The organism is Microbacterium gawkjiense (assembly GCF_031932225.1).
GTDB classification, from domain to species: domain Bacteria; phylum Actinomycetota; class Actinomycetes; order Actinomycetales; family Microbacteriaceae; genus Microbacterium; species Microbacterium gawkjiense.
On sequence record NZ_JAUZVV010000002.1, the window covers coordinates 1212438 to 1236566 of the forward strand.

Here is a 24129-nt window from a genome sequence, read left to right on the forward strand (position 1 = left end):
AGACCGCTTCCGAAGAAGCCGATGGGACCATGATGACAGCGGTGGACGGGATTGCAGTCCGGTTGCACATACGTGCACACTGTCATCCGTGGACGAGACCCTGGACCCCGACGACATCCGACGCGCGCTCACCGCGGCGCACCTCTACTACGTCCAGGACCGCACGATGGAGGCCATCGCCCGGGAACTCGGCACCTCGCGGTCGACCGTCTCGCGCCTGCTGTCGCGCGCTCGCGCGACGGGCATCGTCGACATACGCATCCGCTCCCCCTTCGCCGCCCCGCAGTTGCTGGAGCAGGAGCTCGCCGATCGCTACGGCATCACCGCCCACGTCGTCCCGGTCCCCGACGACGCGAGTGAGGTGGAGCGACTGGAGCGGGTCGCGACCGCCGCGGCGCACCTGCTCGGCGACCTCATCGAAGCGGATGCGACGGTCGGCGTCGCGTGGGGATCCACCACCGCCGCGGTCAGCCGCCGCCTCGTCCCCAAGGCCGTGCACGGCACGACCTTCGTGCAGCTGAACGGCTCCGGGAACACCCGCACCACGGGCCTGCTGTACGCGAGCGACATCCTGAGCCGCTTCGCCGTCGCCTACGGCGGCAGCGCCCAGCAGTTCCCCGTGCCCGCGTTCTTCGACGATCCGCGCACGAAGCAGGCCATGTGGCGCGAGCGCAGCACCACCCGCATCCTGGCCATGCAGGCGGCGATGGACCTCGTCGTCTTCAGCGTCGGAGCGGCGGATTCGCGCGTCCCCAGCCACGTGTACTCCGGCGGCTACCTCGAACCCGAGGAGCTCGCGGCGCTCGACCGCGAGGGCGTGGTGGGCGACGTCGCCACGGTCTTCTACCGCCTCGACGGGTCGACCCGCGGAATCGAGTTGAACGACCGGGCGACCGGGCCCCGCTTCGAGGTGCTGCGTCGCGTGCCGAGCCGGGTGTGCATCGTGTCGGGCGTCGACAAACGCGACAGCCTCCGCGGTGCGCTCGCGGCGCGGCTGGTCACCGAGCTCGTCGTCGACGAGGCCACCGCCCGCGCGTTGACCGGATGAGCGTCCGCGTCAAGAGCTGACGGGGAATGAATCCGCGTCATCCCGGTTGAGTACACTTCGAGAGCAAGAAACGTGCTCCGGGGTCGGTGGGAATCCGAACCGGCGGTGACAGTCCGCGAGCGGGACCCGAGGTCCTGCTGATCCGGTGGAAATCCGGAACCGACGGTGATGCGACGCGAGTCGCTAGTCCGGATGGGAGGCAGCACGGGCGCCCGCAGTGACCCTGCGGGACCGCCTGACGCGCCCGCGCCCCGGAACACCCCATCGTGAGGATCCGGATGAGTGCCACCGACGCAGAGCGCGCCGCGCTCCGCCACGCTTTCGCGCTCGCTCAGCGCGGACCGCGGGGGGTCAACCCGCAGGTCGGCGCGGTCATCCTCTCCCCCGCGGGCGAGGTGCTCGCCGAGGGCTGGCATCACGGCGCGGGGACGCCGCACGCCGAGATCGACGCCCTCTCGACGCTCGGACCGGATGCCGCGCGCGGCGCGACGGCCGTCGTGACCCTCGAGCCGTGCAACCACACCGGGCGCACCGGCCCCTGCGCGGTCGCGCTCATCGAGGCCGGCGTCGCCCGCGTCGTGTACGCCGTCGACGACCCGGGCGAGGTGTCCTCCGGGGGCGCCGCGCGGCTCCGCGACGCCGGCGTCGAGGTCGAGGGCGGCGTGCTGCGCGACGAGGGCGAGACGCTCATCGCGTCGTGGCTGACCGTGCAGCGTCTCGGGCGGCCTCACGTGACCCTGAAGTGGGCGCAGTCGCTCGACGGGCGGGCCGCGGCATCCGACGGCACCAGCCAGTGGATCACGGGACCCGAGGCCCGCGCCGACGTGCACCGCCGACGCTCGCTGGCGGACGCGATCGTGGTGGGGACGGGAACCGTCCTCGCGGACGATCCCGCGCTGACCGCGCGGCGCGAGGACGGCGGACTCTACGAAGACCAGCCCCGACCCGTCGTGGTCGGCGTCCGCGCCGTGCCGCAGGAGGCGCGGGTGCGGAAGCACCCGCGCCCGTTCATGCAGGACGAGGGCGAGGACTTGCGGGACCTGCTGGACCGCCTCCGCGAGCTCGGCGACCAGCGTGTGTTCATCGAGGGCGGCCCGACACTGGCGGCATCCTTCCTGCGCCAGGGGCTCGTCGACGAGCTCCTCGTCTACATCGCACCGACGCTGATCGGCGGCGACCGTCTCGCGGTCGGCGACATCGGCGTCGCGACCATCTCCCAGCAGCGACGCCTCGACATCGCGGGCGTCGACCGACTCGGCGACGACATCCTCGTCACCCTCACCCCCCAGGAGGCCTGATGTTCACCGGCATCATCGAAGAACAGGGCGTCATCACGGCGATCGAGCCCTCCGGCGACGGCGTGCGACTCACCGTGCGCGCGCCCCTCTCCGTCTCGGACGCGCAGCGCGGCGACTCGATCTCGATCAGCGGCGTCTGCCTGACGGTCACCGACCAGACCTCCGAGGGGTTCACGGCCGACGTCATGAAGCAGACGCTCGACATGTCGACGCTCGCCACCCTCGAGGTCGACTCCCGAGTGAACGTCGAGCGTGCCCTCGCCGCGCACACGCGCCTCGGCGGACACATCGTGCAGGGACACGTCGACGGCACGGGCGAGGTCCTCGAGGTCCGCCCCGGCGAGCAGTGGCGCGTCATCCGCGTCTCGCTGCCGGCCGACCTCGCCCCGCTCGTCGTCGACAAGGGGTCCATCACGGTCCAGGGCGTCTCGCTCACCGTCTCGGACGTGTCCGAGCCCGACGGCGCGTCGCACTGGTTCGAGATCTCCCTCATCCCCGAGACGCTCGAGGTGACCACCCTCGGCACGCTCGCCCCCGGCGACCGCGTCAACCTCGAAACCGACATCCTGGCGCGGCACGTGCAGCGCCTGCTCCGATTCGCCTCACCCGACGGCATCCCGTCCGCAGAAGAAGGAGGCTCCCGATGAGCCTTTCGTCCATCCCCGACGCCCTGGCAGCCCTCAAGGAAGGCCGACCGATCCTGGTCGCCGACGACGAGAGCCGCGAGAACGAGGGCGACATCATCCTGTCCGCCGAGCTCGCCTCGCCGGAGTGGCTCGCGTGGACCATCCGCTGGTCCAGCGGGTTCCTGTGCGCCCCGATGCCAGCCGACTGGGCCGACCGCCTCGACCTGCCTCCCATGGTCGAGCAGAACCAGGATGCCCGGAGCACGGCATACACGGTGAGCGTCGACGCCGCGGAGGGCGTCACGACCGGCATCAGCGCCTCGGACCGCGCCCGCACGGCCAACGTGCTGGCCGACCCGGACTCGGTGCCGTCCTCGCTCATCCGCCCGGGGCACGTACTCCCCTTGCGCGCCGTCGACGGCGGCGTGCGCGAGCGCGCCGGCCACACCGAGGCCGCCGTCGAGCTCATGCAGCTCGCGGGCCTGCAGCCGGTCGCCGTGATCGGCGAGGTCGTCGCCGACGACGGCAGCATGATGCGGATGCCGGGGCTCCTCGAGATGGGCGAGCGCGAAGGCATCCCCGTCATCACGATCGAGCAGCTCATCGCGCACGTCAGCGCAGCCGACGGCGACGGCACCGCCGCCCACACCGACCACACCGCCAAGCGCCGCGTGAGCCTGCGCGCCGAGGCGACGGTCCCCACCTCGCACGGCCAGTTCCGCTTCCTCGCCTACAAGGACCGGATCACCGGCACCGACCACATCGCCGTCGTCTCGGGCGACCTCACCGAGGAGGCACCGCTCGTGCGCGTGCACTCCGAGTGCCTCACGGGTGAGGCGTTCGGCTCGCTCAAGTGCGAGTGCGGACCGCAGCTCGAGGCGGCGCTCGACGCGATCGAGCAGGACGGCGGAGTCGTCATCTACATGCGCGGCCACGAGGGCCGCGGCATCGGCCTCATCAACAAGCTGCGCGCGTACAGCCTGCAGGAGCGGGGCCTCGACACCGTCGATGCGAACCTCGCGCTCGGCCTGCCGGCCGACGCCCGCGACTACGCGGCGGCCGCCGGCATCCTGTCCGACCTCGGCGTGAAGCAGATCCGTCTGCTGACCAACAACACCGACAAGGTCGCGCAGCTGCGTGCCCTCGGTCTCACCATCGTCGACCAGGTGCCTCTGCTGGTCGGGGTCGGCGCGAACAACCACCAGTACCTGGCGACGAAGGCCGACCGCATGGGCCACATCATCGACGCCGACGAACTGCGCGAGGCCCTCGCGCACAGTGAGGAGCACACCGCATGAGCGGACACGGAGCACCCCGGGCCGAAGCGGTCGACGCGAGCGGCCTGTCCGTCGTCGTGATCGCCGGGCAGTGGCACGACACGATCACCGACGGCCTCATCGCGGGCGCGAAGCGCATCCTCGACGCCTCGGGCGCCACGTGGCGCCTCGTGCGCGTACCGGGCTCGTTCGAGCTGCCCGTCGCCGCCAAGGCGGCGCTCGACGCCGGCGCCGACGCGGCCGTCGCGCTGGGCGTCATCATCCGCGGCGGCACCCCGCACTTCGACTTCGTCTCGTCGGCCGCGACCGACGGCCTCACCCGTGTCGCCCTCGACACCGGCAGGCCCGTCGGCTTCGGCGTGCTCACACTGGACGACGAGCAGCAGGGCCTCGACCGCGCCGGCCTCGAAGGCTCGAAGGAGGACAAGGGCGCAGAAGCAGCGGATGCCGCCATCCGCACCGCGCTCGTCCTGCGGGACCTCCGCGGCTGACGCGCGACGCGCACACCATCGCGAGACGGCATGACGCGCCCGAGACGGTTCGCCGTTTCGGGCGCGTCATACCTTCTCGATGCTGCGCGGGGCCTCAACCTTCAGGTAGCCTGAGGGCATGGAGATCCTGCGCAGCATCGTCGTCCTCGTCCACCTCGTCGGTTTCGCGACACTCTTCGGGGCCTGGGTGGTCGAACTCGTCGGACAGCGCCGAGTGACGCGCATCATGCACTGGGGCCTCGGCATCGCGCTCGTCGCGGGCCTCGCGCTCTCGGCGCCGTGGGGTCTCGATCACGACCTGAACTACGCCAAGATCGGCATCAAGCTCGTCGTCCTCGTCCTCATCGGCGGCCTCCTCGGCGCCGGCGCGGGACGCCTGCGGAAGTCGGGGTCGGTGCCCGCCGGGATCTTCTGGCCCATCGGCATCCTCACCCTCCTCAACGCGGGGCTCGCGGTCATCTGGCGCTGACCGGCCGATCCCGCCGGATGACGCGGGAGTAGGGTGGAGGTTTGGCGTCGGCGACTCCGTCGGCGCCTCGGTGATCCCAGAGCTGTGACGCCCTCGCATCACCCCTGCGAGGACGTCCGCCGCCGACGCGTCCCATGAGGACCCACCGCTTCGTTCCGAAGGTCCCCCGCATGTCATCCGCAGCACCCGCGGCATCCACCGCACCCGCCAATCCCCGCTCCCGCGTCATCACGGCGAGCCTCATCGGCACCACGATCGAGTTCTACGACTTCTACGTCTACGCGACCGCCGCCGTCCTCGTCTTCCCCATCCTGTTCTTCCCCGCCGGCAACGACACCACGAACCTGCTGCTGTCGTTCAGCATCTTCGGCGCCGCCATGGTCGCCCGCCCCGTCGGCGCCGTCGTCTTCGGCCACTTCGGCGACAAGTTCGGACGCAAGGCGACCCTCGTCGGGTCGCTGCTCACGATGGGTGTCGCCACCTTCCTCATCGGCCTCCTGCCGACGTTCGACCAGGTCGGCGTGCTCGCCCCGATCCTGCTGCTCGTCCTCCGCCTCGCGCAGGGCTTCGCCCTCGGCGGCGAGTGGTCGGGTGCCGCACTCGTCGCGACCGAGAACGCCCCGAAGGGCAAGCGCGCCTGGTACGGCACGTTCCCGCAGCTCGGCGCGCCGATCGGCTTCATCATCGCCAACACGGTGTTCCTGGTGATCTACTTCCTGCTGCCGCACCCCGACGGCCCCGCGCAGCGCAGCGAGGAGTTCCTCGCCTGGGGCTGGCGCGTGCCGTTCCTGTTCTCGGCGGTCATGGTGATCGTCGGCCTGTACGTGCGTCTCAAGCTCGTCGAGTCCGAGACGTTCGCCAAGGCCGAGAAGACGGGCGCGATCCGCAAGTTCCCCCTCGGCGAGGTCGTCCGTCGCCACTGGAAGCAGCTGATCCTCGGCACGTTCATCATGCTCGCGACGTACGTGCTCTTCTACCTGATGACGAGCTTCACCCTCGCCTACGGCACGAAGGCTACGACCGAGGGAGCCGCCGCCGCGGCAGAGGCTGCGGGCGCGGCGTTCGACGCGGCCACTTATGTGCCGGGCCTCGGGTTCGGGTACACGGACTTCGTCATCATGCAGATCGTCGGTGTCGTCTTCTTCGGCGTCTTCACGCTGCTCTCGGGACCCGTCGCCGACACGATCGGCCGTCGCCGCCTGCTGCTGTGGATCACGGGGGCGATCGCCGTCTTCGGTCTGCTCTTCAACGTCTTCCTCCTGCCCCAGCTCGACCCCAAGTTCAGCGGCGCCCTCGTGCAGGCCTTCCTGATCTTCGGGTTCATGCTCATGGGTGCGACGTTCGGTCCGATGGGCGCCGTGCTCCCCGAGCTGTTCCCGACGAACGTCCGCTACACCGGGTCGGCGATCTCGTACAACGTGTCGTCAATCCTCGGCGCCGCGCTCGCCCCGATCGTCGCGACCGCCCTCTGGGCCGCCGCCGGCGGATCGCCGTGGCTCGTCGGCGTCTACCTGTCGGGCTCGGCCGTCCTCACCTTCATCGCCCTGTGGCTGTCGAAGGAGACAAAGGACGTCGAGTACGAGACGAACATCGGACACGTCGACCTCGGCGCACGCTGACACGACCCTGACGAGCGGATGCCGCGCCCCACCCCACCGGGAGGGTCGCGGCATCCGTCTGTCAAGAGCTCCCCTCCGTCCGGGCGCAGGGCTATCGTCGGCCCCACAGGCACGTGAGGAGTGGACGATGGCCATCAAGAAGGTCACACAGGCATCGGTCGTCGAGTACGACGAGACCGGCGGACCCGAGGTGCTCCACCTCGTCACCCGCCCGCTTCCGGAGCCCGGCGCGGGCGAGGTGACCGTCGAGGTCATGACGATGGGCCTCAACCACATCGACGGCTTCGTCCGCTCGGGCGCCGAGCAAGAATGGGACGACCCGTTCCCCCGCCGATCAGGCAGCTGCTTCGCCGGCACCGTGATCGCCGTCGGCCCCGACACGGCGGGCTTCCCCGTCGGCAGCGACGTCGTCGGTCACGTCCGCTCGGGAGCGCAGGCCAGCCACCTCACGGTGTCGACCGACCGGCTCGTGCGCAAGCCCAAGAACGTCACGTTCGAGACCGCGGGCGGTCTGTACCTGGCCGGCACGACGGCCCTCGACATCCTCGACGAACTCAAGGTGGGCGCCGGCGACACGGTGGTCGTCTCAGCCGCGGCGGGCGGTGTCGGCAGCGTCGAGGCGCAGATCGCCATGCACCGCGGTGCTCGCGTGATCGGGACGTGCGGCGACCGCAACTTCGACTACCTGCGTCAGCTCGGTGTGAAGCCGGTGCGCTACGGCGAGGGGATCGTCGACCGAATCCGCGCCCTCGCCCCCGACGGGGTCAGCGCGTACATCGACAACTTCGGGCAGGACGGACACGAGATCGCCGAGGCCCTCGCCGTCCCCGCGAGCAAGTTCCGCTCGAGCGCCGACCGTCGCGAGCGCGAGGTCGCCCTGCTGTCGGACGACCCCGCGGCCGTCGCACATGGCACCGACCAGCTGCGCAAGGTCGTCGAGCTCGCCGAGAAGCGGGCGGTCAACGTCCTCGTGTCGGGCTTCTACCCGCTCGCCGACGTCGCCGAAGCATACGACGACCTGCAGAAGCTGCACTCGCGCGGCAAGGTCGTGCTCGCGACGCATCCGGTCAACCCCCGCCGCATCCGCAAGGCGCGCGAGGTCATGGAATCGGGACGCTGACCCTCAGTCGAGGAACAGCGCGCGCAGGCGCTTCGTCGTGAAGACGAGTCCGACCGCGATCATCACGAGGTAGTACAGGACGTGCCACAGCATGCCCGCCGACAGGATGCCGGTGGTCAGCCCGCGGATCAGTTCGACGCCGTGCCAGAGCGGCAGCGCCATGACGATCGACTGCACCCATTCGGGGTAAACGGTGATCGGGTAGAACGTCGCCGAGAACAGGAACATGGGCAGCAGGACGAAGTTGATCCAGTCCATGTGCTGGAACGTCTTCATGTAGCTCGTGACGGCCATGCCGAGACTGGCGAAGCCGAACGCGATGAGGAGTACCGCCGGGATCGCGAGGATCGCCGTCCACGCCAGGTTCAGCCCGAGAATCTGCATGACGATCATGAACCCGGTGGCATAGAGCAGGCCACGCAGGAGCGCGTAGAGGATCTCGCCGAGCGCCACGTCGAGCGGGCCGAGCGAGGTCGCCAGCATCCCCTCGTAGAGCTTGCCGTAGTTGAGCTTGAAGAAGACGTTCCAGGTGGAGTCGTAGATCGCGCCGTTCATCGCCGAGACGGCGAGAAGGGCGGGAGCGATGAACGCGGCGTAGCTGACCGGGACTCCCTGGGAGGTCTCGACGTCGCCGATGAGCGCGCCGAGCCCCAGCCCCATCGACGCGAGGTAGAACACCGGCTCGAAGAAGCCGGAGAGGACGACCGCCCAGCTCGACGACCGGGCGGCGAGGAAGCCGCGCTGCACGACCGCGCCGGGGTTGCCCGCCCACAGCGCCCGCACTCCCCCGCGACGCGCGGTGGCCTCGACGGTCGCGGCGCTCACTTCGCGAGCCTCTCGACGAAGACCTTGCGGCTCCACAGGTAGCCGACGCCCGCGAGCACGACGAGGTACGCGAGGTGGACGGCGATCATCGCCGGCGGCACGGCGGCACCGTACGTCGCCAGTCGGCCGAGCTCGGCGCCGTGCCAGAGCGGCGAGACCCAGCCGATCCACTGCAGCCAGACCGGCAGGGTCTCGAGCGGGTAGAAGGTGCCCGAGAACAGGAACATCGGCATGAAGATGAACCGCTGCACGAGCGCGAATTGCCCCTTGTCGTCTTCGATCGACCCCGCGTACGCCATGAGCGGGATGCCGAAGGCGAGGCCCGCGAGCAGACCCGCCGGGATCGCGAGCCAGCCGGTCTCGGGATGCGGCACGGTCGTCCATCCGATGCCGAGGGCACCCAGGAGCCAGATGAAGAGGTAGTACGCCGCGACCGCGAAAGCCATGCGGGCGGCGGCGCCGATGACGACGCCGTTCGCGATCTGCGGGCTCGACAGGGCGGACGCGTTGAACCCGAAGAAGTAACGCCGCCACTTGAACCCGGCCATGACGGGGTAGGTCATCTCCTCGGAGGCGACCGAGATCGCCGCAGTGACGAGGAGAGCAGGGGCGACGAACACGAGGTAGTCCACCTGCACGCCGCGGTCGTCGATGGGCGCCTGGATGAGGGCGGCGAGACCCGCCGCGAGGCCCAGGAGATACAGCACCGGCTGTCCGAGGGCGCCGACGACGATCGTCCAGCCGTACGCGCGCATCGCGCGGACCATGTGCTCGGTCACGTACCAGCTGCCGTGCCGGCGCGGCTTGCGGCCCCACTCCAGGGCCTCGGCGCGCAACTCGTCGAGCGTCGGCTGCACCGACGGGGTCGTCTCACTCATTCGATCAGTGACCGTCCGGTGAGACGGAGGAAGACGTCCTCGAGACTCGAGCGGCGCACGAGACTCGTGAGGGGCTGCAGGCCCGCGGCCGTGACGCGCTCGAGCGCGGCCTCGCCGTCGTGCGCGTACACGAGGATGCGGTCGGGCAGCACCTCGATACGGTCGCCGATCCCCTGCAGCTGCGCCGCGACCTGCTCGTTGCGGTCGGACCCGAAGCGCACCTCGAGCACCTCGCGGCTGGAGTGCTCGCGGATGAGGGAGGCCGGGCTCCCCTCGGCCATGATGCGCCCCTTGTCCACGACGACGAGCCGGTCGCAGAGCTGTTCGGCTTCGTCCATGTAGTGCGTCGTGAGGACGAGGGTCGTCCCGCGTTCCTTGAGGCGGAACAAGCGATCCCACAGGACGTGCCGCGCCTGCGGGTCGAGGCCGGTCGTCGGCTCGTCGAGGAGCAGGATGCGGGGGTCGTTGATGAGTCCGCGGGCGATCGTGAGGCGACGCTTCATGCCGCCGGAAAGCTGGTCGACCTTGCTCTTGGCTTTGTCCTCGAGCTGCGCGAAGGCGAGCAGCTCGTCGGCCTTCTCTGCGCACACCTTGCCGGGCAGCCCGAAGTACCGGCCGTAGATGTAGAGGTTCTCGCGGGCGTTGAGCTCACCGTCGAGGTTGTCCTGCTGCGGGACCACGCCGAGCCGGGAACGGATCTCGGGTCCGTAGCGGTCGGGGTCGAGCCCGAGGATCGAAAGATCGCCGCTCGTGCGAGTCGAGACGGCGCCGATCATCTTCATCGTCGTCGACTTTCCCGCGCCGTTCGGGCCGAGGAGTCCGAACGACTCGCCTGGCGCGACCTCGAACGACAGGCCGTCGACGGCGACGAAGTCGGGCTTGCCCTTGGTCTTGTAGGCCTTCACGAGGCTCTCGGCGCGGATCACGGCTTCTGGCACCGCACCACCCTACCGACGGGCTCGGACACCGCGGGCGGTTCGTCAACTCGTGTTGACGAACCGCCGGAGCGTCAATTAGTGTTGACGCGCACAGGAGGCTGACGCCATGACCACCGACATCCGCACCCTGATCGGTTCCGCCCCGGAGGGGGAACCCATCGCCGAGCTCCACCGCCTCGCCGAGATGCGACGCGAGCTCGCGCGCGCCGAGGAGGCGCAGGTGCGACGCGCACGTGTCCAGGGCTACTCCTGGCAGGCGGTGGCGAGCGCGCTGGGCGTGAGCAGGCAAGCTGCTCACAAGAAGTACGGGGGAAGATAGAGGGATGTCCACGCCCCGCCGCGGTCTGCGTCGCCCCTCGAAGGACGACGGCCCCCGCGCCAGCCTCCGCCAGCTCCTCCCGTTCCTGCTCGAGCACAAGGGCGTCCTCGTCGTCGTCGCCGTCCTGAGCGTCCTCGAGGCGGTCGCCACCCTCGTGCAGCCGCTCCTCGTCGGCGACGTCATCGGGCGCGTGCAGGCCGGCCAGGCCCTCGGCATCCTCGTCTGGGTCCTCGTGGGCCTCGTGGTCGTCTCGTCCTTCATCGGCGGGTTCCAGCACTACCTCCTGCAGCGCACCGGCACCGCGGTCGTCTACTCGAGCCGGCGGCGTCTGATCGCGAAGCTCCTGCACCTTCCGGTGCAGGAGTACGACGCGCGGCGCACCGGCGACCTCGTCTCGCGCGTGGGCACCGACACGACACTGCTCTATGCCGTCCTCACGCAGGGCTTCGCGGACTCGATCGGCAACGCGCTCATCTTCGTCGGCGCGATCGTCGCGATGCTCGTGATCGACCCGGTGCTGCTGCTGCTCATCGTGGTCGTGATCGGCGCCTCGGCCGCCGTCGTCGGCGTCCTCAGCGGACGCATCCGCCGAGCGACGTCCGTGCAGCAGGAGAAGGTCGGCGCACTCGCCTCGGGTGTCGAACGCGCGATCGGCTCGATCCGCACGATCCGGGCATCGGGCGCCGAGTCCCGCGAGCAGGCCGCCATCTCCGCCACCGCGAGCGAGGCGTACGACGCCGGCGTGTCGGTCGCGAAGGCGTCGGCGGTCGTCGTCCCCGTCGCGGGTATCGCGCTGCAGGTGTCGCTCCTCGTCGTCCTCGGCGTGGGTGGGTTCCGCGTCGCGTCGGGCGCGATCGAGATCGCCCAGCTGGTCGTGTTCGTGATGTTCCTCTTCTTCCTCGTTCAGCCCCTCGCCTCGTTCTTCGGGGCCATCACGTCGGTGAACCAGGCCCTCGGCGCGCTCGGCCGCATCCAGGAGGTCCTCGACCTGCCGGGCGAGACGGCAGAGGATGCCGCGATCGCCGCATCCGCCGTCGCCCCCTCCCCCGACGGCGCGGCCGCGATCGAGTTCCGCGACGTGCACTTCTCCTACCCCGATGCGGTCGTCCGCGCCCGCCGGAGCGCGCAGGACGAGGCGCTGAAGACCCTCGCGGACGCGCGCGCCCCCCTGCCCGAGGACGCCGAGCCGGAGCCCGAGGCCACGGTGCTGCGGGGCGTCTCGTTCCGGGTGCCGCGCGGGTCCCGCGTCGCCCTCGTCGGCCCGTCCGGCGCCGGGAAGTCGACGACCCTCGCACTCATCGAGCGGTTCTACGACCCGACGAGCGGCGCCGTGCTCATCGACGGGGTCGACGCCCGCGCGCTCGACCGGCTCTCGCTGCGCGCCCGACTCGGCTACGTCGAGCAGGACGCCCCGACCCTCGCGGGCACGATCGCCGACAACCTGCGGCTCGCGTCACCCGACGCGTCCGATGCGGACTGCGAACGGGTTCTGTCCGCCGTCAACCTGACGGACGTGCTCGAGCGGTCGCCGCTGCGGCTGCAGGCGCCGGTCGGCGAGGCGGGCGTCATGTTGTCGGGCGGCGAGCGCCAGCGCCTCGCGATCGCCCGGGCGCTGCTGGCCGCTCCCCCGATCCTGCTGCTCGACGAGTCGACGTCGTCGCTCGACGGGCTCAATGAGCAACGGATGCGGGAGGCGATCGACGCCGTCGCGGCCGGCCGCACGCTCGTCGTGATCGCGCACCGCCTCTCGACCGTCGTCGACAGCGACCTCATCGTGGTGCTCGACCACGGCCGCGTCGTCGGCCAGGGGACGCACGACGAACTCATCCGCGGCGTACCGCTCTACCGCGACCTCGCCGCCCGCCAGCTGCTCGTCTGACCCGAACGCACCGTCGACGACCGCGGGCGCGTCAGGCGCGCTGCAGGCGGTAGCGGAGGGCGGCGAGCTCGGCGTACAGGGCCGCGGGGACCTTACCGCCGAAGGTGCGGTAGAACTCCTCGGTGAGGTCGGCTTCGGCGAGCCAGGATGCCGGGTCCACCGCGAACAGCTCGTCGAGATCCGCCTGCGGCACTTCGATACCCGCGAGGTTGAGGTCTTCGGTGCGCGGCAGGCGTCCGACGGGGCTGTCGACGGCGCCGACGGACCCGTCGATCCGGCGGATGATCCAGTCGATGACGCGCGCGTTGTCGCCGAAGCCCGGCCACAGGAAGCGTCCGTCGGATCCCTTGCGGAACCAGTTGACCTGGAAGATTCGCGGAGCGCGGTCGAACCGCAGCTGCTGCCCGACCTTCAGCCAGTGGGCGAAGTAGTCGGCCATGTTGTAGCCGCAGAACGGCAGCATGGCGAACGGGTCGCGGCGCAGCTCGCCGACGAGTCCCTCGGCGGCCGCGGTGCGCTCGGACGAGATGTTCGAGCCCATGAACACGCCGTGCGTCCAGTCGGTCGCCTCGACCACGAGCGGCACGTTGGTCGCGCGGCGCCCGCCGAAGAGGATCGCGTCGAGCGGCACGCCCTCGGGGGCATCCCAGTCCTCGGCGATCTGGGGGCACTGACCGGCGCTGACGGTGAAGCGCGAGTTCGGGTGGGCGGCGGGACGACCGGATGCCGGGGTCCAGGGCTTGCCCTCCCAGTCGGTGAGCTCGGCGGGCGCCTCGTCGGTGAGACCCTCCCACCAGACGTCGCCGTCGGGGCGCAGCGCGACGTTCGTGAAGATCGTGTTGCCCCAGAGCGTGTCGACCGCGGTCACATTGGTGGACTCACCGGTGCCGGGCGCGACGCCGAAGAAGCCGGCCTCGGGGTTGATCGCCCACAGGCGTCCGTCGTCGCCCGGGCGCAGCCACGCGATGTCGTCGCCGAGGGTCTCGACGCGCCAGCCCGGGATCGTCGGGCGGAGCATGGCGAGGTTCGTCTTACCGCAGGCCGAGGGGAACGCGGCGGCGACGTGGTAGGCCTTGCCCGCCGGGTCGATGACGCGGATGAGCAGCATGTGCTCGGCGAGCCAGCCCTCGTCCCGGCCGATGACCGACGCGATGCGCAGCGCGAAGCACTTCTTCGCGAGGATCGCGTTGCCGCCGTAGCCCGAGCCGAAGGACCACACCTCGAGCGTCTCGGGGAAGTGCACGATGTACTTCTCGTCGTTGCAGGGCCAGGCGGCGTCCTGGTCGCCGGGCGCGAGCGGAGCGCCGACGGAGTGCACCGTCTTCACCCAGGGCTTGCCGTCGGCGATCTGCTCCAGCACCGACGCGCCGACCCGCGTCATGATCCCGATCGAGGTGACCGCGTAGGCGCTGTCGGTGACCTGCACACCGATGTGCGAGAGCGGCCCGCCGACGGCTCCCATCGAGAACGGGACGACGTACATCGTGCGACCGCGCATGCTGCCCTCGAACAGGGGCGTGATGGTGGCGCGGATCTCGTCGGGCGCGATCCAGTTGTTGGTGGGCCCGGCATCCTCTTCACGCTCCGACGCGATGAAGGTGCGCGCCTCGGTGCGGGCGACGTCGCTCGGGTGCGAGCGGGCGAGGTACGAACCGGGCCGCCACTCGGGGTTGAGCTTGATGAGCTTGCCCTCGTCGACCTGCTGGCGCAGGAGCGCCTCGTTCTCGGCGGCGGAGCCGTCGACCCAGTGGATGCGGGCGGGCTGCGTGAGGGCGGCGATCTCGTCGACCCAGGCGTGCAGGGCCGCCATGCCCTCACCCGTAACGGTGGGGCGGATGCCGGTGGGCGCCGCCGCGGCTGCGTGCGCAGCGGGCGTGGACGCGGTGCGGGTGGGGCGGGTGAACAGGTCTGCGATGGCCATTCGGCGCTCCTCGGTCGGGGTGGTCGTGGTTCCACTGTGCCGGGTGGATCAGGGCACTTTCCGGGATTCTCGACGTAAAGAATCCGAAATCTTTCGCTAAGCTCAAGATCATGGCGACGCCCCTCCAGCTCTCGACCCTCGGCCACCGCATCCGTCATCAGCGCCAGGCCCACGGGTACACGCTCGACGAGCTCGGGGCGATCGTCGGCATCGCCGGCAGCCAGCTCAGCCTGATCGAGAACGGCAGGCGCGAGCCGAAACTGTCGGTCCTGCAGGCGATCGCGACGGCGACCGGGACCGATGTCACCGACCTGCTCTCGAACGAGCCGCCGAACCGGCGCGCCGCGCTCGAGCTCGAGCTCGAGCGCGCGCAGCAGAGTCCGGTCTTCCGCCGCCTGGGCGTGGCTCCGGTCAAGGTCACCAAGACGATGACGGACGAGACGATCGAGGGGATCCTCGCGCTCCACCGCGAACTCGAGCGCCGGGAGCGCGAGTCGATCGCGACCCCGGAGGAGGCGCGTCGCGCCAACACGGAACTGCGACTGCGGATGCGAGAGCAGAACAACTATCTGCCCGACATCGAGAAGCTCGCGGAGAAGAAGCTGAAGGCAGCCGGCCACACGACTGGTGCGCTCACCCACCGCACCGTCAGCATCATGGCGGAACAGCTGGGCTTCGAGCTGATCTATGCGAACGACCTCCCCCACTCCGCTCGCTCGGTCACCGACCTGGAGAACGGCCGGATCTATCTGCCCCCGGCATCCATCCCCGGCGGACACGGCCTGCGCTCGATGGCCCTGCAGGCAATGGCGCACCGCCTGCTCGGGCACGCCCCGCCCACGGACTACGCCGACTTCCTGCAGCAGCGCCTCGAGATCAACTACTACGCCGCGTGCTGCCTCATGCCCGAGACGGCATCAGTCGCGTTCCTGTCGCAGGCGAAGAAGGACCGCAACCTGGCCGTCGAGGATTTCCGCGATGCGTTCGGCGTCACGCACGAGGCGGCCGGGATGCGGCTGACCAACCTCCTGACGCAGCACCTCGACATCGCGCTGCACTTCCTGCGCGTCGACGGGGCGGGTGCCATCAACCGCGTCTACGAGAACGACGGTCTCCCGCTGCCCATGGACGTCACCGGCTCGGTCGAGGGTCAGGTCGTCTGTCGCAAGTTCGCGGCGCGCTCGGCGTTCGCCGAGCAGAACCGCACGACCGAGCACTACCAGTACACCGACACCCCCGGCGGCACCTTCTGGTGCTCGAGTCAGACCGGCACGACCGCCGAGGGCGAGTTCTCGATCACCGTCGGCGTTCCCTTCGACGACGCCCGCTGGTTCCGGGGGCGCGAGACGCAGAAGCGCGCCACGTCGACGTGCCCCGACGAGGCTTGCTGCCGACGGCCGGACGCCGACCTCACCGAACGCTGGCAGGGCAAGGCGTGGCCGAGCGCCCGCGTGCACATGCAGATGTTCTCGCCGCTGCCGCGCGGGATGTTCCCCGGAGTCGACGACGGCGAGGTGTACGCGTTCCTCGACCGACACGCGTGAGCGTCGTGTTGATCGCCGCCGCGGGACGGGTGTACGCTCGCGCGAGTGAGGTTCGCCTAACCTAAGTCGCGATCAATCCGCGGCGGGTCCGCGGACGGGCTGCGACGGGGCAGCGGGCACCGGCCTCACTTCCGTACACCCGAAGAGATCCCCGTGCTCGCCACCTTCCTCATGGGCCTCCGCGAAGGCCTCGAAGCCGCGCTCGTCGTCGGCATCCTCGTCGCCTACCTCACCCGCATCGGGCGGCGCGATGTGCTCCCCCGCCTCTGGGCGGGTGTCGGGCTGGCGATCGTGCTCGCCCTGGGGATCGGCGCCGTCCTCACGTTCGGCGCCTACGCGCTCACCTTCGAGGCGCAGGAACTCATCGGGGGCGTCCTCTCGCTGCTGGCCGTCGCGATGGTCACCTGGATGATCTTCTGGATGCAGCGCACCGCGCGCACCCTGAAGTCGCACCTCGAGGGCGGCCTCGACCGCGCCCTCGCGATGAGCGGGTTCTGGGGCATCGTCGCGATCGGCTTCGTCTCCGTCGCCCGGGAGGGGATCGAGACGACGCTCCTGCTGTGGTCGATGGTGCAGTCCTTCGGCGACGCGCCGTCCGCTCTCCTCGGCGCGCTCCTGGGCCTGGCCGTCGCCGCGGTCCTCGGCTGGCTGCTCGCCCGCGGCATGGTGCGGTTGGACCTCCGCCGCTTCTTCGCGTGGACGGGAGGGTTCCTCGTGATCGTCGCGGCCGGCGTCCTCGCCTACGCCGTCCACGACCTGCAGGAGGCAGGCGCCCTGCCCGGCCCCTTCTCCGCCGCCGCCACCATCGACCCCATGACCGGTGCCGTCGGCGTCGGGTGGGCCGGCTTCCCGTTCGGCTGGGCGTTCGACGCGACCGGCCAGATCCCGCCCGACAGCACCCTCGCCGCCATCCTGCAGGCCACGGTCGGCTTCATGCCCCAGATGACGTGGCTCCAGGTCGTCGCCTGGACCGTCTACCTCGGTGTCGTCGGCTCGTTCTTCGTCCGCGGCCTCCGCCGTCGCCCGCACGCCCGCCCCGCGGCATCCACCCCGGCCGTCGCGCCCCGTCCCGCATCCCAAGGAGCATCATGATCCGCCCCCGTCGCGCCCCGGCGTCCCTCGCCGTCGCCCTCGCTGCCGTCGCCGCCGTCGCCCTGTCGGGGTGCGTCGCGAAATCGGAGGTCGCAAGCGGCGACGCCCTCACGGTCACCTCGACCGACACCTCGTGCGAGGTGTCCGCGACCGCCGCGAAGAGCGGGACGCTGACCTTCGCCGTCTCGAACACGAGCTCGCAGGTGAGCGAGTTCTACCTGCTCGCCGAGGACGGCCTGCGCATCATCGGCGAGGTCGAGAACATCGCCCCCGGCGCCGAGCGCACCCTCACCGTCGTCGCGCAGCCGGGCCGGTACAAGACCCTCTGCAAGCCCGGGATGGTCGGCGAGGGCGTCGGGCGGGCGGACTTCACCGTCAGCGGCAACGCGGTCGCGGTCACCGGCGACGACGCCGAGCAGAAGCAGAAGGCCGTCGACCTGTACGCGGCCTTCGTCAAGGACCAGGTCGAGCAGCTCGTCCCCGCGGTCGACACGTTCGCGACGGCGTACGAGTCCGGTCAGGACGACCGGGCGCGGGAGCAGTTCCCGACCGTCCGCGCGTTCTACGAGCGCATCGAGCCGGTCGCCGAGTCGCTCGGCGACCTCGACCCGCGCATCGACTATCGCGAGGTCGACGCCGTCGCGGAGGGACTCGACTGGACCGGTTTCCACCGCATCGAGAAGGACCTCTGGGTGCCGAAGAAGGACGCCCTGAACGCCGACGGCGAGACCCCCGCCTGGCAGGACTGGTCCCCCTCGACGCCCGCGCAGCGCGCCGCCTTCGGCGACCGGCTGATCGCCGACGTGGGCGAACTGAACGACTACGTGCACTCCGACGACTTCCAGGAAGCCCTCGACACGCAGGGGGTGGCCGGCATCTCGAACGGCGCCATCGCCCTCCTCGACGAGGTCGCGACCGGCAAGATCACCGGCGAGGAGGACTGGTGGTCGGGTACCGACCTCTCGGACTTCGCCGCCAACGTCGAGGGCTCCGAGATGGCGTTCTCCCTCGTCGCGGACTTCGCATCCGCGACAGGCTCCGAGGGCGCCGAGCTCACGAAGGAGATCACGCGCCGGTACGACGACCTCGAGGCCGCACTCGCCCAGCACGGCTCCCTGACGGACGGATTCGTCGCCTACCGCACGCTGACCGAGGACGACAAGCGGACCCTCACCGACCTCATCAACGCGCTCGCCGAACCGCTGTCGCGGCTGACCGCCACCGTCCTCCAGTGATCGACGAGCAGGAACCGACGCCCGACGAGACCCCGCGTCCGGGCCTCAGCCGACGGGGGCTGTTCGGCCTCGCCGCCGGGGTCGGAGCCGCAGGTCTCGCCCTGGGAGCGGGCGGCGGCGCGGTCGCGGCCACCGCGATCGCACGCTCCGGCACGGGCGGGTCGTCCGTTCACCCGTTCTTCGGCGAGCACCAAGCGGGCATCACCACCCCGATGCAGGACCACCTGCATTTCGCCGCGTTCGACGTGATGGCGGGCACGGACCGCGCCGACCTGCAGTCGCTGCTGCAGGATTGGAGCTACGCGGCGGCCCGGATGACGCAGGGCCTCGAGGTCAGCGCTACAGGCGCCGTCGGCGGCTCGCCCGAGGCACCGCCGGACGACACCGGGGAGGCGTTGGGACTGCCGGCATCCGGCCTCACCATCACCCTCGGATTCGGTCCCACCCTGTTCCGCGCCGAGGACGGGACCGACCGGTTCGGACTCGCGAACCTCCGCCCCCGGGCGCTCGAGAAGCTGCCCGCCTTCCTCGGCGACGACCTCGATCCAGCGGTCTCGAACGGCGACCTCTGCATCCAGGCGTGCGCCGACGACCCGCAGGTCGCCGTGCACGCCGTGCGCAACCTCAGCCGCATCGCGTTCGGCCGCGCCCGTCTGCGCTGGTCGCAACTGGGCTTCGGCAAGACGTCGAAGACGACCGCCGCCCAGGCGACGCCGCGGAACCTCTTCGGGTTCAAGGACGGCACCGCCAACATTCTCGCGGACGACGCCACCGCCCTCGCCGACCACGTCTGGGTCGCGGAGGACGACGAGCCCGCGTGGCTGGCGGGCGGCTCCTACCTCGTGGCCCGCAAGGTCGCCATGCTCATCGAGACGTGGGACCGCGTCCGCCTCTCGGAGCAGCAGCGCATCATCGGACGCGACAAGTCCGAGGGCGCTCCCCTGTCGGGCGGCCGCGAGGCGACGGCGCCCGATTTCGCGAAGAAGGATGCCGCCGGCACCCCCGCCATCGATGCGGCCTCGCACGTGCGCCTGGCGCATCCCGACCTCAACGACGGGATCCGCATCCTGCGGCGCGGCTACAACTACGTGGACGGCAACACCGCGCTCGGCCGACTGGACGCGGGGCTGTTCTTCCTGTCGTACCAGCGCTCCCCCGAGCAGTTCGTCACGCTGCAGCGCGCCCTGTCCGGCGACCTGATGAACGAGTACGTCCGTCACGTCGCCTCGGGCCTGTGGGCCGTCCCGCGCGGCGCGCGGGACGGCTCCTTCGTGGGTGCGGAGCTGTTCGCCTGATCAGGGAGAACCGCTCCGCACACACGGAAGGGCGGGGAACACGCCCCCACGTGCTCCCCGCATCCTCGCGCTGCCCGAATTGCGCGAGGTGGTGAAGGTCAGTCCTTCTTGAAGGCGTCCTTCACGTTCTCTCCGGCCTTCTTCGCGTCGGCCTTGGTCTGGTCGGCCTTGCCCTCAGCGACGAGCTTGTCGTTGTCGGTGGCCTTGCCGATCGCTTCCTTCGCCTTGCCGGCGATGTCCTGAGCGGCGTTCTTGATCTTGTCGTCGAGTCCCATGAGGGTCTCCTTTCTGTGTGGGTGGGTGAACCGGTGCCTGGTTCGAGGTGTGGAATGGGTCAGCTGACCCGGGGAGCGTCCGGGGCGAGCCTGCTGCGCAGTCCGCCGTGGACGGAGACGAAAGCGGGGGTCTCGGTGCCGGTCACGGCCGCGAGTCCGTCGACGAGACGGTCGACGTGGTCGACGATGCGACGCGGGTCGGCGCCCTGACGGGCGGTGACGCTCACGTGGAGGACCGGCTCGTCCTGCACGGTGTGCGCCGTGACCGACGCCGCCACGACGTCGTCCTGCCGGCTCAGCGAGTTCTTCACCGCGTCGGCGGCGAACGACTCCGTGACCGTCACCCGGCCGAGAGGGTTCTGCGCCCCGCTCGAGCGGAGCACGGTCTTGGAGCGCCGGCTGACGAGGGTCGTCAGGGCCGCGATGAGGATCACCGCGATCACGACGGCGACCGCCGTCGCGCCGATGACCGCCCAGCTGAGGCTCGTCCCGCCGATCGTGGTCGCGTCACCCGCGGCGCGGAGCGCGTCGATCGCGGCGGAGCCGGACGACGCCCAGACCTCGCCCACGGCGGGGATCGCGACGGCGGTGGCCGCCGCTCCCCCGACGACGATGAGGACGAGACCGACGAGGAAGAGCACGGTGCGGTTCAGCGCACGGTTGGTGTCGTTCATGCCGACTTCTCCTCTTCATCGGTGCGTTCGATGCGAACGCGGGTGCGGACGGGGCGGGCGAGCTTCAGCGCGGCGACCTCCGCCGCGGTGACGGTCTCGACCTGGCCCTTGTCGATCGGGATGCCGGCTCCCGGCCGGACGGTGACGTCGATGCTCCGGTGCGCCACCCCGACCGTCACGCGGTCGCGGGCGAGACCCGTCTCATCGCTCACCCGCTGGGCGAGGGACGAGGCGAGCACACCGTTGTCGATGACGGCGGCGCGGCCGCCGGCATCCACTTCGTGCTTGGACAAGCGTCCCGGCGCGAGGGCGAGGACGAGGAGCCACACACCCAGCGCGGCGACGACCAGTCCGCCCGCCACAGCGGCGGCGACGGGGACGTCGGTCGGCAGGGCGGCGACCCATGCGAGCGCCGCCATCGGCCGCACCAGCAGGGGCGGCAGCGCGGCGAGCGCGAGGATGAGTTCGACCGCGACGTAAAGGCACGCCAGGACGGCCAGGAGGACGACGAGCGCGAAGGCGACGCTGCGCGGCGAGTGTGTCTCGCGGCGCACGACGCGACGCAGCACAGGAGTGGTCATCGCACACGCTTCCTTTCCGGTGTCAGGGCACCTGTCACGGTGATGTCGACCCGGGCGATGTCACGCCCGAGCAGGTGGGTCAGTCGGTCGCGCAGCTGCTCCTGCATCCGCGCGGCGCGCTCGAGGACGGGGACGGTGCTCTGCACCGCCTCGAGGTCATCGAGGTCGGGGACCGGCAGGGGGCTCGAGACCTTCAGAGCCATGCCGTCCCGTCGATCGGCGACACCCACGGAAACCTTGCCCCGCGGGACGCCGATGACATCGGCGGACACCGCCCGCGCGATGGCGACGAGCACGCGCTCGGCGACATCGGTACGGCCGGCGACGCCGGGCTCCACGGCGGCGGGTCGCGAGGACCCGCCGACCGCGGTTCCGTCGGTGTCGATACGCATCAGGACGTACGCCGTCCCGTGAAGGCGTCGGTCACGGCCCGCAGATCGAGCTGGCCGGACACGACGCGTCCGATCACGGCACCGATCGCCATGAACAGGCCCACGAGCAGGAAGCCCCAGAACCCGAACACGAGAGCGGCGACGGCGAGTACGGCGCCCAGGACGGCGCCCTTCATCGTGGCACTCATGAGACGCGCGACTCCTCGTGCTCCTCGTCCTCGTCACCCGGGATGTGGACGTCGTCGACGGTCACGTTGACCTCGACGACCTCGAGCCCGACGAGGCGGGTGATGGCACCGGCGACGGCGTCACGCACCTGCGAGGCGACCTGGTGGACGGGCGTCGGGTACTCCACGACGATCGTGAGGTCGACGGCGGCCTGGGTCTCGCCGACCTCGACCTTCACGCCCTGACCGAGGTCGGTGGCGTTGATGGCGTTGCGGATCGCGCCGAGGGCGCGTGCTCCGCCGCCGCCCAGCGCGTGGACGCCCGGGATCTCACGGGCGGCGATCCCGGCGACCTTGGCCACGACACCGTCGGCGATGACCGTGGTGCCGTTCGTGGCGGACGAGGTCTCGTCGATCGCGGGCGTGGTGCGGTCCACGCGACCGGCGCCCGGCGTGACGGGAGCGGTGGTCTTGGTGGTCTCGGTGGCCATGGTTCTCCTCTTTCTCGAACGATCTGGCGACGCCCTTGCGGTGCGTCGTGGGCCGCTGTCTGTCGGCCTCGTACATAAGAGGGCCGGGCGTCCCGATTCGTCACAAAAAAGTTCGGAGAATCTTCGGCGGGGTTCTGAGGTCAGTGGATCCGGGCGATCTGGATGCTGATCCGCGCGTCGTCGGGCGTGTTGGCCAGCAGCGCGTCGGCGACGCGACGGGCGGCGTCCGGGGTGCTGTCCTGCGACGCGGTCGCGATCCGCGCGGCGACCAGGGGCACGCCGTCGCGCACGGTGACGGCGACCTCCGCCATCCGGTCGTCGGCCTTGCCGGCCGCGGCGGCGATGAGTCCCGGGATGCGGGTGACCGCCGATCGCGGCGAGTAGACGTCGGTCACGCCGTCGACGGCACGGACGCGGGCGACGAGGTCGGGCTGGTCGTCGGAGATCGGCTCGGACACGCTCACTCCTCCCCTTCTGTGCCGTGGAGTTCCTCGACGGCGACGTTGACGGCGGTGACGTTGAGTTCGGTGTGCTCGGCGAGGACCCGGTAGACGAGGTCGCGCAGCGCGGAGGTGAGATCGGGGATCGACCTGCCCCAGGCCACCGATGCGGTGAGATCGATGCGGACGGGGGCGCCGGGCGTCTCCGCGTCCCCGACGATCTCGGTCCGCCCCAGGTAGATCCCGTCGAGGGCGTCGGCGCTCGAGCGCACCAGCGATCGCACGGCCCCCTCGGTGACGGTGATGGTCACGCGGGGATCGGGGTGGTGGATCGGGAAGCTGCGCCCGGCGCGGAGCTCGGAGTGGATCACCGAGAGGATGCCCTCGAACCAGCTCTCCGGAGGCCGCGGCATCCGTTCGGCGTCGTCGGCGACCAGGTCGCGCGAGAGCTGGCCGACACGCTCCAGCGCCTCGAGAGTGTTCAGGCAGTCGGGGCAGGACTCGATGTGCGGATCGCGCGGCGTGCGCCCCGCCTCGACGTAGCTGCTGAGCTCGTCGATCGTGCGGCCGCAGTCGAGGGTCGAGGAGTCATCGTCAGCGCTCATCGCCATCCCTCCATCTCGATCGCGATGCTCGCCCGCGCACGTGCGAGCAATCCTCGGACGGTGCTGTCGGTCATGTTCATCTCTTCTGCGATCTCGGCGTAGCTGAGTTCAGCCACTTCTCGGAGCAACCAGCATCGCCGTTGATCCTCTTTGAGTCGATCCAGCGCCCGCGAGAGAGCGGCGAGATGCTCGTTCTGGATCGCGGACCTCTCGGGCTGCGCGGCGGACGACGGGGGCAGGGTCGCATCGTCGAGAGCATCCTCTCGCGACCTGCGGGTGGCCAGGGCCAGCGCCTCCCGCCCCGCGATCCGCATCAGCCAGGACTTGACGGCCGAAGGATCGCGGAGGGTGGGGAGCTGCTTCCAGGCCGTCACGAACGCGTCCTGGACGACGTCGTCGGTATCGGCGACGGACTTCACGATGCGGTACACGTAGGCGCGCACGAGGGAGGAGTGCCTGCGCAGGATCTCGCCGAAGGCGGCGGTGTCGCCGTCGACCGCCCGCTGGACGAGGATGCGGTCGGGCACATCGTGCAGCGGAGAGACCATGACGCGCTCCCTCCCGTGCGGCCTCCTCGGGTGGGCCGGCTGGTGCCGACGCTAACCGTGGCGTCGGGTCGCAGAAACTTCT

At 70.6% G+C, this 24129-nt stretch carries 27 protein-coding genes and 1 riboswitch; of the genes, 14 read left to right on the plus strand and 13 right to left on the minus strand.

Annotated features, from left to right (window positions below):
- The first annotated feature begins 88 nt into the window (after positions 1-88).
- The 8 genes from Q9S71_RS14065 (at position 89) to Q9S71_RS14100 (ending at position 7948) form a co-directional block, all read left to right on the plus strand.
- The gene (locus Q9S71_RS14065; RefSeq protein ID WP_253034795.1) at positions 89-1048 is read left to right on the plus strand and encodes a sugar-binding transcriptional regulator; all 960 of its coding nucleotides are present in this window, start codon (positions 89-91) and stop codon (positions 1046-1048) included.
- A 69-nt stretch (positions 1049-1117) separates the two neighbouring features.
- Positions 1118-1257, plus strand: a riboswitch (FMN riboswitch).
- Positions 1258-1326: 69 nt separating this feature from the next.
- On the plus strand, positions 1327-2346 hold the full coding sequence (ribD, locus tag Q9S71_RS14070) for a bifunctional diaminohydroxyphosphoribosylaminopyrimidine deaminase/5-amino-6-(5-phosphoribosylamino)uracil reductase RibD (RefSeq protein ID WP_311862995.1): 1020 nt from the start codon (positions 1327-1329) through the stop codon (positions 2344-2346).
- A complete protein-coding gene (locus tag Q9S71_RS14075) occupies positions 2346-2993 on the plus strand; it encodes a riboflavin synthase (protein WP_311862996.1) in 648 nt (215 codons plus the stop codon). Before ribD ends, Q9S71_RS14075 begins: the two co-directional genes overlap by 1 nt.
- The gene (ribA, locus tag Q9S71_RS14080; protein ID WP_217531041.1) at positions 2990-4270 is read left to right on the plus strand and encodes a GTP cyclohydrolase II; all 1281 of its coding nucleotides are present in this window, start codon (positions 2990-2992) and stop codon (positions 4268-4270) included. Before Q9S71_RS14075 ends, ribA begins: the two co-directional genes overlap by 4 nt.
- Positions 4267-4740: a 6,7-dimethyl-8-ribityllumazine synthase gene (ribH, locus tag Q9S71_RS14085; RefSeq protein ID WP_311862997.1), complete on the plus strand. Its 474-nt coding sequence runs from the start codon at positions 4267-4269 to the stop codon at positions 4738-4740. The genes ribA and ribH overlap by 4 nt, the downstream gene beginning before the upstream one ends.
- Positions 4741-4858: 118 nt before the next feature.
- Positions 4859-5209 (plus strand): hypothetical protein, encoded by a 351-nt coding sequence (locus Q9S71_RS14090; RefSeq protein WP_060915675.1) that lies wholly within the window; start codon positions 4859-4861, stop codon positions 5207-5209.
- 170 nt (positions 5210-5379) lie between these two features.
- The gene (locus Q9S71_RS14095) at positions 5380-6828 is read left to right on the plus strand and encodes an MFS transporter (protein ID WP_311862998.1); all 1449 of its coding nucleotides are present in this window, start codon (positions 5380-5382) and stop codon (positions 6826-6828) included.
- A 127-nt stretch (positions 6829-6955) separates the two neighbouring features.
- Positions 6956-7948, plus strand: a complete 993-nt coding sequence (locus tag Q9S71_RS14100) for an NADP-dependent oxidoreductase (protein ID WP_311863000.1) — start codon at positions 6956-6958, stop codon at positions 7946-7948.
- 3 nt (positions 7949-7951) lie between these two features.
- Here Q9S71_RS14100 and Q9S71_RS14105 read toward each other — a convergent pair whose 3' ends face one another.
- From Q9S71_RS14105 to Q9S71_RS14115, 3 genes are read right to left on the minus strand one after another with little or no spacing between them, the layout of a single operon-like run.
- Complete coding sequence (locus Q9S71_RS14105; RefSeq protein ID WP_311863003.1) at positions 7952-8773, minus strand: ABC transporter permease; 822 nt, start codon at positions 8771-8773, stop codon at positions 7952-7954.
- Positions 8770-9651 (minus strand): ABC transporter permease, encoded by an 882-nt coding sequence (locus Q9S71_RS14110; RefSeq protein WP_311863004.1) that lies wholly within the window; start codon positions 9649-9651, stop codon positions 8770-8772. Before Q9S71_RS14110 ends, Q9S71_RS14105 begins: the two co-directional genes overlap by 4 nt.
- On the minus strand, positions 9648-10589 hold the full coding sequence (locus Q9S71_RS14115; protein ID WP_311863005.1) for an ABC transporter ATP-binding protein: 942 nt from the start codon (positions 10587-10589) through the stop codon (positions 9648-9650). Before Q9S71_RS14115 ends, Q9S71_RS14110 begins: the two co-directional genes overlap by 4 nt.
- Positions 10590-10695: 106 nt before the next feature.
- On the opposite strand from Q9S71_RS14115, the gene Q9S71_RS14120 reads away from it, so the two are divergent.
- The gene (locus Q9S71_RS14120) at positions 10696-10908 is read left to right on the plus strand and encodes an AsnC family protein (protein ID WP_311863006.1); all 213 of its coding nucleotides are present in this window, start codon (positions 10696-10698) and stop codon (positions 10906-10908) included.
- Positions 10909-10912: 4 nt separating this feature from the next.
- Positions 10913-12787, plus strand: a complete 1875-nt coding sequence (locus Q9S71_RS14125) for an ABC transporter ATP-binding protein (RefSeq protein ID WP_311863007.1) — start codon at positions 10913-10915, stop codon at positions 12785-12787.
- A 31-nt stretch (positions 12788-12818) separates the two neighbouring features.
- On the opposite strand, the gene Q9S71_RS14130 is transcribed toward Q9S71_RS14125, so the two are convergent.
- A complete protein-coding gene (locus Q9S71_RS14130) occupies positions 12819-14708 on the minus strand; it encodes a phosphoenolpyruvate carboxykinase (GTP) (RefSeq protein WP_311863009.1) in 1890 nt (629 codons plus the stop codon).
- Positions 14709-14818: 110 nt separating this feature from the next.
- Between Q9S71_RS14130 and Q9S71_RS14135 the strand changes: the two genes are divergently transcribed.
- The 4 genes from Q9S71_RS14135 (at position 14819) to efeB (ending at position 19874) form a co-directional block, all read left to right on the plus strand.
- Complete coding sequence (locus tag Q9S71_RS14135) at positions 14819-16252, plus strand: helix-turn-helix domain-containing protein (RefSeq protein ID WP_311863010.1); 1434 nt, start codon at positions 14819-14821, stop codon at positions 16250-16252.
- Positions 16253-16405: 153 nt separating this feature from the next.
- Positions 16406-17344, plus strand: coding sequence for an iron uptake transporter permease EfeU (gene efeU, locus Q9S71_RS14140; RefSeq protein WP_311863013.1), 939 nt, complete (start codon positions 16406-16408; stop codon positions 17342-17344).
- Positions 17341-18579: an iron uptake system protein EfeO gene (gene efeO / locus Q9S71_RS14145; protein WP_311863015.1), complete on the plus strand. Its 1239-nt coding sequence runs from the start codon at positions 17341-17343 to the stop codon at positions 18577-18579. Before efeU ends, efeO begins: the two co-directional genes overlap by 4 nt.
- Positions 18576-19874 carry an iron uptake transporter deferrochelatase/peroxidase subunit gene (gene efeB / locus Q9S71_RS14150; RefSeq protein WP_311863017.1) on the plus strand — a complete coding sequence of 433 codons (1299 nt, stop codon included), beginning with the start codon at positions 18576-18578 and terminating at the stop codon, positions 19872-19874. The genes efeO and efeB overlap by 4 nt, the downstream gene beginning before the upstream one ends.
- 98 nt (positions 19875-19972) lie before the next feature.
- Here the strand turns inward: efeB and Q9S71_RS14155 are convergent, their stop codons facing one another.
- The 9 genes from Q9S71_RS14155 to Q9S71_RS14195 all read right to left on the minus strand — a co-directional run bounded on the left by Q9S71_RS14155 (position 19973) and on the right by Q9S71_RS14195 (position 24047).
- The gene (locus tag Q9S71_RS14155) at positions 19973-20149 is read right to left on the minus strand and encodes a CsbD family protein (RefSeq protein WP_018188814.1); all 177 of its coding nucleotides are present in this window, start codon (positions 20147-20149) and stop codon (positions 19973-19975) included.
- 59 nt (positions 20150-20208) lie between these two features.
- A complete protein-coding gene (locus tag Q9S71_RS14160) occupies positions 20209-20823 on the minus strand; it encodes a hypothetical protein (RefSeq protein WP_311863019.1) in 615 nt (204 codons plus the stop codon).
- A complete protein-coding gene (locus Q9S71_RS14165; RefSeq protein ID WP_311863022.1) occupies positions 20820-21404 on the minus strand; it encodes a DUF6286 domain-containing protein in 585 nt (194 codons plus the stop codon). The genes Q9S71_RS14160 and Q9S71_RS14165 overlap by 4 nt, the downstream gene beginning before the upstream one ends.
- On the minus strand, positions 21401-21796 hold the full coding sequence (locus Q9S71_RS14170) for a hypothetical protein (protein WP_311863024.1): 396 nt from the start codon (positions 21794-21796) through the stop codon (positions 21401-21403). Before Q9S71_RS14170 ends, Q9S71_RS14165 begins: the two co-directional genes overlap by 4 nt.
- The gene (locus Q9S71_RS14175; protein ID WP_311863026.1) at positions 21796-21984 is read right to left on the minus strand and encodes a DUF2273 domain-containing protein; all 189 of its coding nucleotides are present in this window, start codon (positions 21982-21984) and stop codon (positions 21796-21798) included. The genes Q9S71_RS14170 and Q9S71_RS14175 overlap by 1 nt, the downstream gene beginning before the upstream one ends.
- Entirely contained in the window at positions 21981-22454 is a 474-nt protein-coding gene (locus Q9S71_RS14180) for an Asp23/Gls24 family envelope stress response protein (protein WP_311863029.1), read from the minus strand. Before Q9S71_RS14180 ends, Q9S71_RS14175 begins: the two co-directional genes overlap by 4 nt.
- Before the next feature lie 140 nt (positions 22455-22594).
- Positions 22595-22912: a hypothetical protein gene (locus tag Q9S71_RS14185; protein ID WP_311863031.1), complete on the minus strand. Its 318-nt coding sequence runs from the start codon at positions 22910-22912 to the stop codon at positions 22595-22597.
- Positions 22913-22914: 2 nt separating this feature from the next.
- Complete coding sequence (locus Q9S71_RS14190) at positions 22915-23499, minus strand: Asp23/Gls24 family envelope stress response protein (protein ID WP_311863032.1); 585 nt, start codon at positions 23497-23499, stop codon at positions 22915-22917.
- The gene (locus Q9S71_RS14195; protein ID WP_311863034.1) at positions 23496-24047 is read right to left on the minus strand and encodes an RNA polymerase sigma factor; all 552 of its coding nucleotides are present in this window, start codon (positions 24045-24047) and stop codon (positions 23496-23498) included. The genes Q9S71_RS14190 and Q9S71_RS14195 overlap by 4 nt, the downstream gene beginning before the upstream one ends.
- Positions 24048-24129: the final 82 nt, after the last annotated feature.

Bases quoted from the DNA above. Each gene is read 5' to 3' on its own strand.
- ribA (WP_217531041.1), top strand. From the start codon at position 2,990: ATGAGCCTTTCGTCCATCCCCGACGCCCTGGCAGCCCTCAAGGAAGGC.
- Q9S71_RS14135 (WP_311863010.1), top strand. From the start codon at position 14,819: ATGGCGACGCCCCTCCAGCTCTCGACCCTCGGCCACCGCATCCGTCAT.
- Q9S71_RS14180 (WP_311863029.1), bottom strand. From the start codon at position 22,454: ATGGCCACCGAGACCACCAAGACCACCGCTCCCGTCACGCCGGGCGCC.
- Q9S71_RS14095 (WP_311862998.1), top strand. From the start codon at position 5,380: ATGTCATCCGCAGCACCCGCGGCATCCACCGCACCCGCCAATCCCCGC.
- efeO (WP_311863015.1), top strand. From the start codon at position 17,341: ATGATCCGCCCCCGTCGCGCCCCGGCGTCCCTCGCCGTCGCCCTCGCT.
- Q9S71_RS14075 (WP_311862996.1), top strand. From the start codon at position 2,346: ATGTTCACCGGCATCATCGAAGAACAGGGCGTCATCACGGCGATCGAG.
- Q9S71_RS14125 (WP_311863007.1), top strand. From the start codon at position 10,913: ATGTCCACGCCCCGCCGCGGTCTGCGTCGCCCCTCGAAGGACGACGGC.
- ribH (WP_311862997.1), top strand. From the start codon at position 4,267: ATGAGCGGACACGGAGCACCCCGGGCCGAAGCGGTCGACGCGAGCGGC.
- ribD (WP_311862995.1), top strand. From the start codon at position 1,327: ATGAGTGCCACCGACGCAGAGCGCGCCGCGCTCCGCCACGCTTTCGCG.
- Q9S71_RS14175 (WP_311863026.1), bottom strand. From the start codon at position 21,984: ATGAGTGCCACGATGAAGGGCGCCGTCCTGGGCGCCGTACTCGCCGTC.
- Q9S71_RS14130 (WP_311863009.1), bottom strand. From the start codon at position 14,708: ATGGCCATCGCAGACCTGTTCACCCGCCCCACCCGCACCGCGTCCACG.
- Q9S71_RS14170 (WP_311863024.1), bottom strand. From the start codon at position 21,796: ATGCGTATCGACACCGACGGAACCGCGGTCGGCGGGTCCTCGCGACCC.
- Q9S71_RS14090 (WP_060915675.1), top strand. From the start codon at position 4,859: ATGGAGATCCTGCGCAGCATCGTCGTCCTCGTCCACCTCGTCGGTTTC.
- Q9S71_RS14190 (WP_311863032.1), bottom strand. From the start codon at position 23,499: ATGAGCGCTGACGATGACTCCTCGACCCTCGACTGCGGCCGCACGATC.
- Q9S71_RS14165 (WP_311863022.1), bottom strand. From the start codon at position 21,404: ATGACCACTCCTGTGCTGCGTCGCGTCGTGCGCCGCGAGACACACTCG.
- Q9S71_RS14100 (WP_311863000.1), top strand. From the start codon at position 6,956: ATGGCCATCAAGAAGGTCACACAGGCATCGGTCGTCGAGTACGACGAG.
- Q9S71_RS14195 (WP_311863034.1), bottom strand. From the start codon at position 24,047: ATGGTCTCTCCGCTGCACGATGTGCCCGACCGCATCCTCGTCCAGCGG.
- Q9S71_RS14120 (WP_311863006.1), top strand. From the start codon at position 10,696: ATGACCACCGACATCCGCACCCTGATCGGTTCCGCCCCGGAGGGGGAA.
- Q9S71_RS14160 (WP_311863019.1), bottom strand. From the start codon at position 20,823: ATGAACGACACCAACCGTGCGCTGAACCGCACCGTGCTCTTCCTCGTC.
- Q9S71_RS14110 (WP_311863004.1), bottom strand. From the start codon at position 9,651: ATGAGTGAGACGACCCCGTCGGTGCAGCCGACGCTCGACGAGTTGCGC.
- Q9S71_RS14155 (WP_018188814.1), bottom strand. From the start codon at position 20,149: ATGGGACTCGACGACAAGATCAAGAACGCCGCTCAGGACATCGCCGGC.